This window comes from Nonomuraea sp. WAC 01424 (assembly GCF_003947315.1).
In the GTDB taxonomy this organism is placed as follows: Bacteria; Actinomycetota; Actinomycetes; order Streptosporangiales; family Streptosporangiaceae; genus Nonomuraea; species Nonomuraea spiralis.
Window position 1 is genome coordinate 105,372 of sequence record NZ_QHHZ01000023.1, and the last position, 13,379, is coordinate 118,750.

At 72.8% G+C, this 13,379-nt stretch carries 12 protein-coding genes; 5 read left to right on the forward strand and 7 right to left on the reverse strand.

All coding sequences use genetic code 11. The annotated features are described in order from the left end of the window. Positions 1–18: 18 nt before the first annotated feature. From DMB42_RS46010 to DMB42_RS46020, 3 genes are read right to left on the reverse strand one after another with little or no spacing between them, the layout of a single operon-like run. The gene (locus tag DMB42_RS46010; protein WP_125646357.1) at positions 19–2,478 is read right to left on the reverse strand and encodes a polynucleotide kinase-phosphatase; all 2,460 of its coding nucleotides are present in this window, start codon (positions 2,476–2,478) and stop codon (positions 19–21) included. After that, positions 2,462–3,961, reverse strand: coding sequence for a 3' terminal RNA ribose 2'-O-methyltransferase Hen1 (locus tag DMB42_RS46015; RefSeq protein WP_125646359.1), 1,500 nt, complete (start codon positions 3,959–3,961; stop codon positions 2,462–2,464). The genes DMB42_RS46010 and DMB42_RS46015 overlap by 17 nt, the downstream gene beginning before the upstream one ends. A 54-nt stretch (positions 3,962–4,015) precedes the next feature. Continuing rightward, complete coding sequence (locus DMB42_RS46020; RefSeq protein WP_125646361.1) at positions 4,016–4,930, reverse strand: LLM class F420-dependent oxidoreductase; 915 nt, start codon at positions 4,928–4,930, stop codon at positions 4,016–4,018. A gap of 119 nt (positions 4,931–5,049) precedes the next feature. Here DMB42_RS46020 and DMB42_RS46025 point away from each other — a divergent pair, with 119 nt between their 5' ends. Genes DMB42_RS46025 through DMB42_RS46040 form a run of 4 tightly spaced genes read left to right on the forward strand, consistent with a single transcriptional unit; the run spans position 5,050 to position 8,902 of the window. Then, positions 5,050–6,054, forward strand: coding sequence for a hypothetical protein (locus DMB42_RS46025; RefSeq protein WP_125646363.1), 1,005 nt, complete (start codon positions 5,050–5,052; stop codon positions 6,052–6,054). A gap of 36 nt (positions 6,055–6,090) precedes the next feature. Beyond that, positions 6,091–7,209 (forward strand): sensor histidine kinase, encoded by a 1,119-nt coding sequence (locus tag DMB42_RS46030; protein ID WP_125646365.1) that lies wholly within the window; start codon positions 6,091–6,093, stop codon positions 7,207–7,209. Further along, complete coding sequence (locus tag DMB42_RS46035) at positions 7,206–8,306, forward strand: sensor histidine kinase (RefSeq protein ID WP_125646367.1); 1,101 nt, start codon at positions 7,206–7,208, stop codon at positions 8,304–8,306. The genes DMB42_RS46030 and DMB42_RS46035 overlap by 4 nt, the downstream gene beginning before the upstream one ends. Beyond that, a complete protein-coding gene (locus DMB42_RS46040) occupies positions 8,303–8,902 on the forward strand; it encodes a response regulator transcription factor (protein ID WP_125646369.1) in 600 nt (199 codons plus the stop codon). The genes DMB42_RS46035 and DMB42_RS46040 overlap by 4 nt, the downstream gene beginning before the upstream one ends. A 2-nt stretch (positions 8,903–8,904) precedes the next feature. Here the strand turns inward: DMB42_RS46040 and DMB42_RS46045 are convergent, their stop codons facing one another. The 3 genes from DMB42_RS46045 to DMB42_RS46060 all read right to left on the reverse strand — a co-directional run bounded on the left by DMB42_RS46045 (position 8,905) and on the right by DMB42_RS46060 (position 11,536). Continuing rightward, positions 8,905–10,047 (reverse strand): DUF418 domain-containing protein, encoded by a 1,143-nt coding sequence (locus DMB42_RS46045; RefSeq protein ID WP_125646371.1) that lies wholly within the window; start codon positions 10,045–10,047, stop codon positions 8,905–8,907. Positions 10,048–10,161: 114 nt separating this feature from the next. Next, positions 10,162–10,518 (reverse strand): STAS domain-containing protein, encoded by a 357-nt coding sequence (locus DMB42_RS46050; protein ID WP_185845214.1) that lies wholly within the window; start codon positions 10,516–10,518, stop codon positions 10,162–10,164. A 697-nt stretch (positions 10,519–11,215) separates the two neighbouring features. Further along, complete coding sequence (locus DMB42_RS46060; protein ID WP_125646375.1) at positions 11,216–11,536, reverse strand: GYD domain-containing protein; 321 nt, start codon at positions 11,534–11,536, stop codon at positions 11,216–11,218. Between the two features lie 73 nt (positions 11,537–11,609). On the opposite strand from DMB42_RS46060, the gene DMB42_RS46065 reads away from it, so the two are divergent. Next, a complete protein-coding gene (locus tag DMB42_RS46065; RefSeq protein WP_125646377.1) occupies positions 11,610–11,882 on the forward strand; it encodes a hypothetical protein in 273 nt (90 codons plus the stop codon). Between the two features lie 193 nt (positions 11,883–12,075). Here the strand turns inward: DMB42_RS46065 and DMB42_RS46070 are convergent, their stop codons facing one another. Next, on the reverse strand, positions 12,076–13,326 hold the full coding sequence (locus DMB42_RS46070) for a class I SAM-dependent RNA methyltransferase (RefSeq protein ID WP_125646379.1): 1,251 nt from the start codon (positions 13,324–13,326) through the stop codon (positions 12,076–12,078). Between the last annotated feature and the right edge of the window lie 53 nt (positions 13,327–13,379).

A 13,379-nucleotide genomic window follows, 5' to 3' on the forward strand; every position in this document is an offset into this window, starting at 1 on the left:
GGCGTCACAGGAACGGCGTCACAGGCGCGGGTCCACGGGCTCGGACTCCAGGGCGAGCACCGCGAAGACCGGCTCGTGCACGCGCCAGCCCGCCTCGCCGTCGGCCAGGCGCGACAGCGCCTCCAGGCCCAGGGCGTACTCGCGCAGCGCCAGCGAGCGCTTCTTGCCGAGGAAACGCCGGCGCAGCACGTCGAGGGACTCGGTGTAGTCGGGCCCGTAGATGATCCGCAGGTACTCCCGGCCCCGCACCTTCACGCCGGGCTGCACCCGGCCGGGCACGTACGCGGCCGGCTTGACCACCATGCCCTCTCCCCCCTCGGCGGTCAGCGACTCCCACCAGGCCGTGGCCTCGGCCCTGGACTCCGGCGAGCCGAGCGTGACGAACACGTGCCGGGTCGGGGCGATGAGCGGCGAGTCGAGCAGCGCCAGCGTGGACAGGTGCCAGGCGTGCGGCTCCAGCGCCGTGGCCCGCCCCTCACAGGCCAGGATCTGGAACGGCGCCACCCGGATCCCGTCCAGCCCGTCGACCGGCCAGCAGTAGCGCGCATAGGCGTCGCGGAACAGGGCAGCGTTGCCGGAGCGGCGTCGGGTGCGGGTCAGCAGCCCGCTCACATCCAGCCCGCGCCCGGCCGCGCCCTCCAGAGCCGCGACCGCCTCGGGCAGCACGGCCCGCGCGGCCGCGCCGACGGAGGCGTACTGGGACCTGATCAGCTCGCCCGCCTTGGCCGACCACGGCAGCAGCTCGCAGTCGAGCACGACCCAGTCCGAGCGCAGCTCCTCCCACAGCGGCGCGCAGGCCGTGCGCAGCGCGTCGACCAGCGGCGCCATGTCCCGGAAGAACGGCCGCCCGGTCCGCGTGAAGACCGCGCCCGCGCTGCCGTCGGTCACGCCGAACCGGGCCGCGGCGACCTCGGGCGTCCTGGCCAGTACGGCGACGGCCCGCGAGCCCATGTGCTTCTCCTCACACACGACCTCGTCCACCCCCGCCGCGGCGAACTCCTCGAACGCCTCGTGCGGGTGCTCCAGGTAGCCGTCGAGCCTGGGCGTCTCCGGCGGCGCCATGGTCGGCGGCAGGTAGACCAGCCAGCCCGGATCGACCGCGAACCGGCTCATGACCTCCAGCGCGGCGGCCGCGTTCTCCTCGCGCACCTTGACCCGGCCGCCGGAGCGGGTCTCGACGTGCCGGGTGCCGATCACGTCGCCGACGTCGAGCGTGCCGGGCTCGCGGGAGGGCGCGCCGAGCGGCTTGGCCGGCTCGTACCAGACACGCTCGGCCGGGACCTGGACGATCTCGCGCTCCGGGTAGCGCAGCGCGGTCAGGTGGCCGCCGAAGACGCAGCCGGTGTCCAGGCAGATCGTGTTGTTGACCCACTCGGGCGTGACCGTGGGCGTGTGGCCGTAGACGACCATGGCCCGGCCGCGGTACTCGTCGGCCCAGGGGTAGCGGACCGGCAGGCCGTACTCGTCGGTCTCGCCGGTGGTGTCGCCGTACAGGGCGAAGGCGCGTACGCGCTTGGAGGCGCGGCCGTGGTAGGACTCCTTCAGCCCGGCGTGCGCGACAACGAGCCGGCCGCCGTCGAGCCGGTAGTGGCTGAGCAGGCCGTCCATGAACGTCCTGGCCCGCTCGGCGAACTCGGGCGGCTCGGCGGCGAGCTGGTCCAGCGACTCGCGCAGGCCGTGCGCGAGCGTGACCTTGCGGCCGTTCATCGCGCGTACGAGCTTCTGCTCGTGGTTGCCCGCCACGCAGATCGCGGTGCCCGCCTCGACCATGTCCATCACCAGGCGCAGCACGCCCGGCGTGTCCGGCCCGCGGTCCACCAGGTCGCCGACGAACACGGCGGTACGGCCCTCGGGGTGCGCGAGCCCCTGCCAGCCCAGCTTCCGCAGCAGCGCCTCCAGCTCGGCCCGGCAACCGTGCACGTCGCCGATGACGTCGAACGGGCCGGTCAGCTCGGTCCGGTCCGACCACGCCTTCTCGTACGTGATCTCGGCGTTGTCGATCTCCTCCAGGCCGCGCAGCACGTGCACCCGGCGGAACCCGTCGGCGGAGATCTTGGACAGCGAGCGGCGCAGCTCCTTGCGCTGGCGGATCACCACGCCGGGGCCGAAGTCGCGGTCGGGACGGGCGGCGTTGCGCTCGATCGCGACCTCCTCGGGCGTGTCCAGCACGATCGCGTCGGCCAGCACGTCGTGCTTCCTGGCCAGCTCGATGAGGCTCTTGCGGGCCGCGTACTGGACGTTGGTGGCGTCCACGACCGTGAACAGGCCCCTGGACAGGCGCAGGCCGACGATGTGGTGCAGCAGGTCGAACGCCGCGGGTGTGGCGGCCTGGTCGTTCTCGTCGTCGGACACCAGGCCGCGGCAGAAGTCGGAGGAGATGACCTGCGTGGGCTTGAAGTGGCGGCGGGCGAAGGTGGACTTGCCGCTGCCGGAGATGCCGACGAGCACCACGAGGGACAGCTCAGGAACGCTGATCACGGGTGAAGACTCCCATCTGGGTGGGCGGGCCGACCTCGGGGTCGTCCTCGCCGACGGGTTCGACGGCGACGTGGTAGCCGTACCGGGCGGCCACCCGGGCGGCCCACTCGGCGAACTCGGCGCGGGTCCATTCGAAGCGGTGGTCGGGGTGGCGCAGGCCGGTCAGGAACTCGTAGCGCACGTTGTGCTCGATGTTGGGGGTGGTGACCAGCACGTGCCGCGGCTGGGCGCGGCCGAACACGACCCGTTCGAGCGCGGCCCGGCGCGGCGGGTCGACGTGCTCGATCACCTCCATGAGCACGGCGGCGTCGTAGCCCGACAGCCGCTTGTCGGTGTAGGTGAGCGCGCCCTGGAACAGGGTGAGCCGGGCCCGCTTGCCGTCGGGCATGCGGTCCAGGCGCAGCTTGCGGGCGGCGATGGTGAGGGCCATGGAGGAGACGTCCATGCCGGCGACGCGGGCGAACCTGGGCCTGGCCAGCAGGGCCGCGACCAGCTCGCCCTGACCGCAGCCCAGGTCGATCACGCTGACCGCGCCCAGCTCTTCGAGCCGGGCGAGCACGGCCTCGCGCCGCAGCGTGCTGAGCGACTTCGCCTTACGTCCCTCAGGCGCGGCGGACTCCTCGGTGGCGGGCCCGTCGGCGGTGGGCTCGTCCGTGGTGGGCTCGCCGTCGGTGGGCTCGTCGTCGGTGGGCTCGTCGGGGGCGGGCTCCTCGGCCAGGGGTGGTTCCAGTTGCTCCTCGGTCTCGTCGCCCAGCTCGGCGAGCCTGGCCAGCGCCGTACGCGCCAGCGACCAGCGCCGTCCCAGGTAGCGCCGGGTGATCAGGCCGCGCTCGGGATGTCCGCCGAGCCAGCCCGTCCCGGCCCTGATGAGCTTGTCGACCTCGTCGGGCGCGATCCAGTAGTGCTTGCCGTCGTCGAGCACGGGCAGCAGCACGTACAGGTGGTTGAGCGCGTCGGCCAGGAGCACGGTGCCGCGCAGGGTGAGCCGTACGTACCGGGACTCGCCCCACTCGGGGAAACCCTCGTCGAGCGGCAGCGCCTCGGCCTCCACCGTCCAGCCCAGCGGCTCGAACAGCCGCCGGGCCAGCTCGGGGCCGCCCCGGCAGGGCAGCGCGGGCAGCCGGATCTCCAGCGGCAGCGGGGTGCCCGGCAGCTCGGGCCTGGCCTTGCAGCGTCCCGCCCGTGCGGTGCGGAAGACGTCGGCCAGCGCGACGGCCGTCATCGACGAGGCCGCGTACGGGCGGTCGTTGACGTACTGCGACAGGCTGAAGTCGGGCGAGTTCCTGCCGCGCGACCTGACCAGCGCGATCGGGTCGACCTCCAGCAGGAGCGCCACCGTGCAGCGCTCCTCGCCCGCCTCTGGGTAGAACACCGTGGCCGTGCCGAACGACTGGCCGAACTCCTGCACGCGCTCAGGATGCTTGTGCAGGAGAAAGCCCAGGTCGGTGGCCGGGTTCGCGGTGGTCGTGATCGTCAGCAGCACGCCCCAAGTGTGCCGTAGCCGGGCGAACCGCCGCCAACGGATTAGCCACCGGAATCACACGTGCGGCAGCGCCTCGGCGGCGATGAGCTCCAGGTGGTCGAGGTCGGCCAGGTCGAGCACCTGGAGGTAGATCCGCTCGGCCCCGAGCCCGGCGAACGCGTCGAGCTTGGCCAGCACCTCGTCCGGCGTGCCGCACAGGCCGCTCTCGCGCAGCGCGCCGGGGTCCTGGCCGATGGCCGCGGCGCGCCGCTCGACCTCGGCCCGGTCGGCGCCCACGACGACGGTCTGCGCCGCCGACAGGATCAGCCCGCGGCCCGCCGCGTCGGCCGCCGCGCGCACCCGCGCGAACGCCAGCCCGGTGTCGGCCACGGTGTGGAACGGCACGTTGTACTCATCCGCGTACGCCGCCGCCAGCCTGGGCGTGCGCTTGGCGCCGAAGCCGCCGATGATCAGCGGCGGCCTGGGCCGCTGGACCGGCTTGGGCAGGGCCGGCGAATCCACGAGCCGGTAGTAGCGGCCCTCGAAGGAGTAGGAGTCCTTCGCCGTCCAGAGGCCGGTGATGATCTCCAGTTGCTCCTCGAACCGGCCGAACCGCTCGCCGAGCGGCGGGAACGGGATGCCGTACGCGGAGTGCTCACCATCGAACCAGCCGGTGCCGAAGCCCAGCTCGACCCGGCCGCCGCTCATCTGGTCGACCTGCGCCACGCTGATCGCCAGCGGGCCGGGCAGCCGGAACGTGGCCGGCGTCACCAGCGTGCCGAGCCTGATCGTGGACGTCTCCCTGGCCAGGGCGCCGAGCGTCACCCAGGCGTCGGTCGAGCCGGCGCCCGGGTCGCCCGGACCGATGCGCTGGTAGTGGTCAGAACGGAAGAAGGCGTCAAAACCCAGGCGTTCGGTGGCTTGGGCGACGGCGAGCAGGTCGTCATAGGTGGCGCCCTGCTGGGGCTCGGTGAAGATCCGCAGCTTCATGATGCTCATTATCCGCACACATCGGACGCCGCCCGGAAAAGGCCCGCGCCATCCGGCGGACGCTTGCTACCTTCACCCTCAACCGCTGAAAGTAACCGATCGATCACCATGGGTGTCATATGCCGCGAAAGAGAAGAGAGTCCGGCACGCTCCCCCGGCCGCTCGCGGTGCTCGCCGCGCTCGTGCTCGCCGGCGCCACGGGACTGGCGATCCGGATGTTGCCCGCGGGCGCCACGCCCGCTTCGACACCTGCCGCGGCCCCGGCACCCGCCCCGCCGCCGCCCAGGGTGCCGGTGGCCGTGCCGGAGCGGACGGGCTCGTTCATGGGGTTCGTCGACACCGCCGACGTCTCCGGGTTCGACCTGCCGGCCGAGTCCCGCCGCACCGGCGTGACCCGGTACGCGCTCGGCCATCTCGTCGCGGGCGGCGACGGCTGCGTCCCCCGGTGGGCCGGGCCGCCGCGGCCGGGCGGCGATCCGGTGGCCGCCGGGCTCGGGCGGCTCAGGGCGGCGGGCGGCGACGCCTTCCCGGTGTTCGGCGGGCCCGACGGGCACGAGCTGGCCGTGGCGTGCACCAGGCCGGGCGGTCTGGCCACCGCCTACCGCAAGGCGGCCGGCGCGCTCGGGGCCGGCACGATGGGCTTCGAGGTCCACGACGCCGCCGACCCGGCCGCCGTGCTGCGCAACGCGCGGGCGCTGCGGGCCCTGCAACAGGAACGCCCGCTGCGGGTGTGCTTCACGCTGCGGCTGGAGCCGGACGGGCTGGACGCGGCCGACCTGGAGATGCTGCGCGCGACCCGGCGGGCCGGCGCCCGGGTGGACACCGTCGAGCTGCTGGCCGAGATGGAGCCGCGTACGGCGCCGTCGGGCCGGCTGCGCAGGCTGGGATCGGCCGTACGGGCGGCGGCCGGGCAGCTCGCGCGGGCCTGGGCGCTGCCCGGCGAGGAGCAGGTGTGGGCGCGCCTCGCCCTGACCCCGGTGCTGGCCCGCGGCGGCGATCTGGACGAGTCGGAGGCCGGCAAACTCTCCGCGTACGCCGTCCGTCACGGGCTGGCCTGGTTGTCGTTGCGCGGTACATCTCCCAAACCGGACGTCTCGCGCATTCTCTGGCGTACCCACTCCTGACATAGGATTTTGCACGATCCAGGGGGGAGGGAACCGATGACCGGCCGTGCCGACACCGCGCGGAAGATCCTCATCTACTGGATGGACGCCATGTACGTCCTCCTGGGCCTGGTGTTCGTGACCCTCGTCACGATCTTCGCGATCCAGGGCGTGATCTCCGTCCCGCAGGCGGTGCTCGCGGCCGCCTGCCTGATCGGCCAGTTCTCGTTCTTCCCCGGCCTGCTCAGGGCCGCCTTCGACGACCGGCCGCGGCCCACGTCCAAACTGGTCCTGTCCGGGGTGCTGGCGGCCGGCTCGGTGTTGCTGCTGCCGCACCAGGAGTTGTCGTACACGGCCACCTGGCTGGAGACCGGCGTGTTGTGGGTGTCGATGGTCGCGTTCTTCCTGCCGCTGTGGGCCACGGCCTGCGTGGGCGCGGCGGTGGTCGGCCTGGTCAGCGCGTACGTCGTGCTGATCACCGACCGGACCTGGCTCGGCACGCTGCTCCCCGAGGCGGCCAGCTGCCTGTTCGTGGTCGCGGCCATGTTGTTGTGGCGCTGGCTCTGGTGGACGATCAGGGACGCCCACGACGGGCAGGAGGCCAAGGCCCGCCTGGCCATCGCCGAGGAACGCCTGCGCTTCGCCCGCGACCTGCACGACCTGCTCGGCCGCAGCCTGTCGGTGATCACGCTGAAGAGCGAGCTGGCGGCCAAACTGGCGGCCAAGGACCAGGCCAGGGCCCTGTCGGAGATGGACGAGGTGCGCCGCCTGGCGACCGGTTCGCTGACCGAGGTGCAACTGGCCGTGGACGGCTACCACACGCTCGACCTGGACGCGGAGCTCACCGGGGTGCGGGCCGCGCTGGAGGCGGCCGGCGCCCGGTGCCTGATCGAGACCAGGGTGGGCGACCTGTCCCCCGCCGGGCGCACGCTGCTGGCGTGGGTCGTGCGCGAGGGCGGCACGAACGTGCTCAAGCACAGCTCGGCCACCACCTGCGCGATCACCATCGACGGCGGCGTGCTGGAGATGCGCAACGACGGCGTCAAGGACGCCTGCGCGGCCCCGGGCAGCGGCCTGCGCGGCCTGTCCGAACGCCTGACCACGGCGGGCGGCTCGCTCTCGGCCGCCCCCACTCCCACCGGCGAGTTCCTGCTGCGCGCGGCGGTGCCCGCATGAGACGTCCGACCCGCCTGGACAAGGTCCGCTGGCTGATCGTCTACTCCACCGACTTCCTCCTGCTGGTGCCCGCCACCGGCTTCTACAACCTCTATGTGCTCCGCGAGACCGTCGGCCTGCCCTGGCAACCCCTCGTGGCCGCCGGCGTGCTGCTGCTGGTCTTCATGGCGCTGACCACGCGGCCGTTCAGGATCGCCGTCCGGGGCGGCCGCCGTCCGACGGCCCTGCTGGCCGTGACCGGGGTGCTCGCCCTGGTCCTCACGGCCTGCACGATCCTGTACGCGATCCCGGCGTGGCTGGCCCTGCTGGCCCCCTTCGTCCGCCGGCGCACGGTCGTCGTGGCGTCCGCCGCCTGGGTCGCCGCGCTCGTCCTCGGCGTCTCGCTGACCCTCGGGATGCCTCTGGAACTGCTGCTGGTGATCGTGATCCTGGCGGTGTTCACGGTGCTCTGCGTGGGCGGCGTGCTGGCGAACCTGTGGTTGTGGCGGATGGCCAAGGAGGCGCACGAAGGACAGGAGGCCAGGGCCAGGCTGGCGGTCTCGGAGGAGCGGCTGCGCTTCGCCCGCGACCTCAACGACCTGCTCGGGCAGAGCCTCGCCGACATCTCGACGAGGACGACGGGCGCGGCGCGATCGCTGCCGGACGACCCGGCCGCCGCCGAGCGGGCCATGTTCGAGGTACGCGACCTGGCCAGGCGGTCGCTGCGCGAGGTGCGCGCGGTGGTGCAGAACTACCGGGCGCTCGACCTGGACGAGGTGCTGTCCAGCGTACGGGCGGTGCTGGAGGCGGCCGAGGTCCGCTGCACGGTACGGGCCGAGACCGCCGCGCTGACCCCGGAGGTGCGCACCCTGCTCGCCACCGTGGTCCGCGAGGGCGCCACCAACGTGCTCAAGCACAGCAAGGCCGAACGCTGCACGATCACGATCGAGAACGGGGTTCTGGAGATGTCCAACGACGGGGTGAGCGGCCCGGCGGGCGAGCACGCGGCCAACGGGCTGGCGGGCCTGGCCCAGCGGGTCGGCGCGGCGGGCGGCGTCCTGCGGGCCGAGCAGACGCCCGGCGGCGGCTACCTGCTGCGCGCGGCGGTGCCGGCATGACCACCCGGGTGTTGCTCGCCGACGACGAGCACCTGATCCGCGGCGCGATCGCCGCCCTGCTCGACCTGGAGGACGGCATCGAGGTCGTGGCCCAGGTGGGCCGCGGCGACGAGGTCGTGGACGCGGTCGCCGAGCACCGTCCCGACGTGGCCGTGCTGGACATCGAGATGCCCGGCATGGACGGTCTGAGCGCCGCCGAGCGGATCAGCGCGCAGTGCAAGATCGTCATCCTGACCAGCCTGGGCCGCCCCGGCTACCTGCGCCGGGCGATGGCCGCCGGGGTGAGCGGCTTCCTGGGCAAGGACGCCTCCGCCGAGGAGCTGGCCATGGCGATCCGCAAGGTCATGGCGGGCGGGCGCTACCTGGACGCCGAACTGGCCGCCGCGGCGATGGCGGCCGGCGACAGCCCGCTGACCGAACGGGAGCGCGACGCGCTGCGCCTGGCGGGCGACGGGGCGACGATCTCCAGGATCGCGGGCGAGCTCCACCTCACCGAGGGCACCGTGCGGAACTACCTGTCCAGCGCCATGACCAAGCTGAACGCCCAGAACCGGCTGGAGGCGATCCGCACCGCCCAGCGCATGGGCTGGCTCTGACCTCAGCGCCAGTGGGTGATCCGGCGCAGCACGTACTCCACCGGGCCGTGGCGGTGGGTGCGCAGCCAGCGTCCGCTCGCCCACACGAGGACGGTGTAGATCACCAGGGCGACGCCCATCACCGCGAGGGGTGACAGCCTGCCCGCGAGCGCGAGGCCGTACCCGGTGAAGACCAGGGCGATGAGCAGCGACTGGCCGACGTAATTGGAGGCGGCGACCCGTCCCGGGGCGGCCAGGACGCGGCCCGCCGCCGGGAACCGGTCGATCACCCGGAGCAGGGTGGCGACGTACGCGGCGGCCAGCAGGATCGAGGTGATCGTGTTGACCGCGTTGCCGATCAGTTCCACGGCGCCGCCCCGGCTCGCGCTCCAGGCGTACAGGAGGCCGCCGGGCAGGCCGGCGCCGAAGCCGATCCACTGCACCCTGCTCAGCAGGCGGGACCGGCTCGCCAGGCCCTCCAGCAGCCCGGACTTGCCGGCCGCGAGCCCGAACAGGAACATGGCCAGCGCGGTCGGCCCCTGGAAGATCCAGATCATGGTCACCAGCGGCGGGTAGAGCTCGGTCTGCATCGTCAGGAAGTCCAGCGGACCGCCGGTGGCCAGGGCCAGCACGCGGGCGGCCTCGGCCGGGTCGGCCGGGACGGGCTGCCCGGCGGCCGGGTCGAGGGTCGTCAACCAGGCCAGCGCCAGCCAGAGCAGGGTCAGCACGCCGATGATCGCCGAGCCGGCGATGACGGCCGTCCTGGGTCTGAGCCCGCGCAGGGCCACCAGCCCGCCGCCGAGCACGGCGTACAGGGTGAGGATGTCGCCGACCCACAACAACAGGCCGTGGGCCAGGCCGATGACGAACAGGGCCAGGCACCGGCGCAGCGTCCTGGCCCGTACGCTCGCCCCGGCCCGCTCGGCGGCGCGCATCTGGAGGGTGAAGGAGTACCCGAACAGGAACGAGAAGACGATGTAGAACTTCGTCAGCACGAAGGCGGTGACGGCCAGGGCCACGGGACCGTCGGGGACGGGCATGGTGCCCGACAGCGCGTACCCCGGGTCGGCCAGGAAGCCGATGTTGGCGACCAGGATGCCCGCCAGCGCGAACCCGCGTACGGCGTCGACCTCCTGAACCCGGCCCGCAAGGGTGGTTTGCGTCATGCTCCGACGCTAGGGACGCCTCCCCGGGCGGCGCGTCCGTCCTTGGTCTCGGCGGGGGTGACCAAAGGCGGGCTCAACGGGACGGGCTCAACGGGCCGGCCGGTCGCGGCGGGCTCAGCGGGACGGGCCGGTCGCGGCGGCCACGGCGGCCTCGGTCGTGGGGAAGACCGGCAGGTGCGCGTCGACCCCGGTGATCTCCAGCAGCCGGGCGGGGGCGCCCCGCGGGGCGGCCAGATGGACCCGCGCGCCGTGCCGCAGCGCGTCCTGGTGACAGGCGAGCAGCACGTGCAGCCCCGCGCTGTCCATGAAGGTCATCGCGCTCAGGTCGAACACCACGTGATCGGCCGGGAGCGCCCTGGCCGACCGGACGTGCTCGCGTAATCGTTCGTGGTTGGTGGCGTCGACCTCACCGCGCACCTCGATCACCGTCACGCCGGGCAGGTGCCGGTGGCACATCGTCAGCGGCGTCATCGGCGGCCTGTCCGATCCTGAGTGACCCGTGCCTCCGGAGGCGACCATGGATGCACGATAGACAGCTTCGCCGCCCCGGCGTTCCGGCAAACCGTCACGATGAGGTCACGCCTTCGGGGCCACCCGCCCCTCACCACCGCCCGGCGGCCGGCAGCGCCACGCACTCCACGTGGTGGGTCGTCGGGAGCACGTCGAATCAGCATCGTTGGAGGCTACCGCGACGCGATCACGCGCCAGACGCCGCCGTACGCTGCCGGCGCGCGATGATCTTCGACTGCGTCCTCAACAGCGTCGTGCGCGTCCGGCGCAAGATGCACATACCGCTGAGTCGTCTGGATGCCCGAATGCCCGAGGAGCGCCCGTACGTCGTACAGCGACACCCCTGCCGCGGCACCGGCACCTCGCGACGGCTGCTGGTGCGAGGACCACCGCAAGCACGAGTGCACCCGGAGCCGGAAGGGCGGCGGAAGGTGCCACGGTGCTGCCCTCATCGGCCAGCTCGTCACGCAGAAGTGCGCAGTCTGTGGCCGGACCCGGATTGGGCGTACGCGGCTCTGGATCGCGCCGCCGGCCGCCCCGCCATCAGGACATCAGACCGGGCGTGATCGTCCGCCGGCCGCCGGCCCTGCCAGAACCGGAGTGCGGCTGTCCCGAGGAAGCCGTCCAGGCCGTCGCCTCGCCTGCGACCGCTCTGCTGTCACCCGCCAGGAGCCCGGTAGGCAACCTCGGTTCGCGTGGCCTCGTCGACCTCCTCCGGCGTCAGCAGGACGATCGTGTTCGTCCGCACAGCCCCAGACGCCGAAACAGCGAGAGCCAGCGCGGCCGAGGCCGCATTGCTCGGCAGATCGAGGATCACATACGTGTCCGTCTCGCCGAACGCGAAATACATCTGCTCGACTCGCCCGCCGACGCTTTGCGCCAGGCGATCGACCGCTTGCCGACGTGCGCTGCCACCGTCTCGCAGCAGCCCACGGAGGCCCTCTGTGGTGTAGGTGGATTGCAGCAGGTATTTGGGCATGGGCGGCCTTCCTCGTCTCGTGCCATCGCCTTGGCGAGCCGTTGCGGTCACGGGTCGAAGTTCTCTGCTTCGAGTGACGGTAACCCCACCCGCTGTCCTGGGTTTCGCCCTGCTGCTGCCCGTCCTCTACCTGGACATCGACGGCACCGTACGGGAAGCACGCTTCGTCAACGGCCCTGAGGACGTGCGCGTGTTCCCCGAAGCGGTCGAGGTGATGCGCCGCTGGAAGCAGGACGGCGATCGCATCATCGGCGTCGAAGTCGGCCAGGGCGGCATCGCGCTCGGCATCGTGTCACCACCACCCGAACGCGAAGTCGCTGGAGTCGGCCCGCTGCTGGTGCCGTAAGCCGTCGCCGGGCCTCCTGGTCGAAGCCAGGGCTGACCGATCTGCAGCACGAGGACGCCCCGTCACCGGATCTCGGTGGCGGGGCGTTTCTTGATCGTGCGCTGCACATGCGTCATGATCTTGGAATATCCAGAATCAACCTGACGCGTCGTGAAACTTATTCTGTTGTCCCGCTGCTGGTCAGGGCCGCAAATCAGCGCTTCACCAGCAGCGCCACGCACTCCACGTGGTGGGTCATCGGGAAGGCGTCGAAGGCGCGCAGGTCGGTCAGCTCGTAGCCCAGCTCGCCCAGCCACTTGAGGTCTCTGGCCAGCGTCGCGGGGTCGCAGGAGACGTAGACGATGCGCAGCGCCTCAAGGGCGGCGACGCGCTCGACGACCTCGCGCCCGAGCCCCGCCCGCGGCGGGTCGACCACCACGAGGTCGGCGCGCTCGATCTGGAACCGGTCGAGCGCCTCCTCGCCCCGGCCGCGCTCGATCCTGGCCTGCGGCAGGTCGCGTAGGTTGGCGCGGGCGTCGCGGACTGCCGCCGCGTCGGACTCCAGCCCGAACACCGCGCCCTCCGGCCCCACCGCCTCGGCCAGCCCGGCCGCGAACAGGCCGACCCCGCAGTAGAGGTCGAGTGCCCACTCCCCCGGTTCGGGGGCGGCGTAGGCCAGCACCGCGTCGAGCAGCGTCTCGGCCGCCCCCGGATGCACCTGCCAGAAGCCACTGCCGGCCACCCGGAACTCGCGGTCGCCCACGTGCTCGCGCAGCACGCCCGAGCCGCGGCGCGGCACGGTACGGCCCTTGCCCTGGTCGAGCAGGATCGAGGCGGGCGCGTCGAGCTCGGGCACGGTCACGCTGCGCCGCGGGCGCGGCGAGACCACCACGGCACGGTCGCCGGCGGCGGAGGCGATGACCTCGATGCCCGCCGCGCCCGGCCATTCGTGGTCCTCCGCCGCGACCGCCTCGACCTCGGGATGGGCGATCAGGCAGGCGTCGACGACCTCGATCTCGTGCGAACGGTGGCGGCGGAAGCCCAGCTCACCGGCGGGCGTGGCGGCGAACTGCACGCGGGTGCGCCAGCCGAGCCCGTCCTTGGCGCCGGGCACCTCCTCCACGACGACCTCGCGCTCGATGCCCGCCAGGCGGTGGAGTTGCTCGGCCACGACCTGGGCCTTGAGCCGGCGCTGCGCCTCCAGGGTGGCGTGCTGCCAGTCGCAGCCGCCGCAGCGGCCGGGGCCGGCGTACTGGCAGGGCGGGACGACACGGTCGGGCGAGGGCTCCAGGATCTCCACGGCGTCGGCGCGCAGGAACCGGGTCGTCTCCTCGGTCACGTCGGCGATCACCCGCTCACCGGGCAACGCGTGCCGGACGAAGACCACCCGCCCTTCGTGGCGCGCCACACACCAGCCGCCATGCGCGACCGGACCTACCGTCAGCTCCAGAGATGCCTGTTCCACACCCCCACCCTATGGTGAGCCGCCACACGCGACGGCCGCGCGCCCCGCGCCAC

Bases quoted from the DNA above. Each gene is read 5' to 3' on its own strand.
- DMB42_RS46020 (WP_125646361.1), bottom strand. From the start codon at position 4,930: ATGAAGCTGCGGATCTTCACCGAGCCCCAGCAGGGCGCCACCTATGAC.
- DMB42_RS46025 (WP_125646363.1), top strand. From the start codon at position 5,050: ATGCCGCGAAAGAGAAGAGAGTCCGGCACGCTCCCCCGGCCGCTCGCG.
- DMB42_RS46030 (WP_125646365.1), top strand. From the start codon at position 6,091: ATGACCGGCCGTGCCGACACCGCGCGGAAGATCCTCATCTACTGGATG.
- DMB42_RS46035 (WP_125646367.1), top strand. From the start codon at position 7,206: ATGAGACGTCCGACCCGCCTGGACAAGGTCCGCTGGCTGATCGTCTAC.
- DMB42_RS46040 (WP_125646369.1), top strand. From the start codon at position 8,303: ATGACCACCCGGGTGTTGCTCGCCGACGACGAGCACCTGATCCGCGGC.
- DMB42_RS46045 (WP_125646371.1), bottom strand. From the start codon at position 10,047: ATGACGCAAACCACCCTTGCGGGCCGGGTTCAGGAGGTCGACGCCGTA.
- DMB42_RS46050 (WP_185845214.1), bottom strand. From the start codon at position 10,518: ATGACGCCGCTGACGATGTGCCACCGGCACCTGCCCGGCGTGACGGTG.
- DMB42_RS46060 (WP_125646375.1), bottom strand. From the start codon at position 11,536: ATGCCCAAATACCTGCTGCAATCCACCTACACCACAGAGGGCCTCCGT.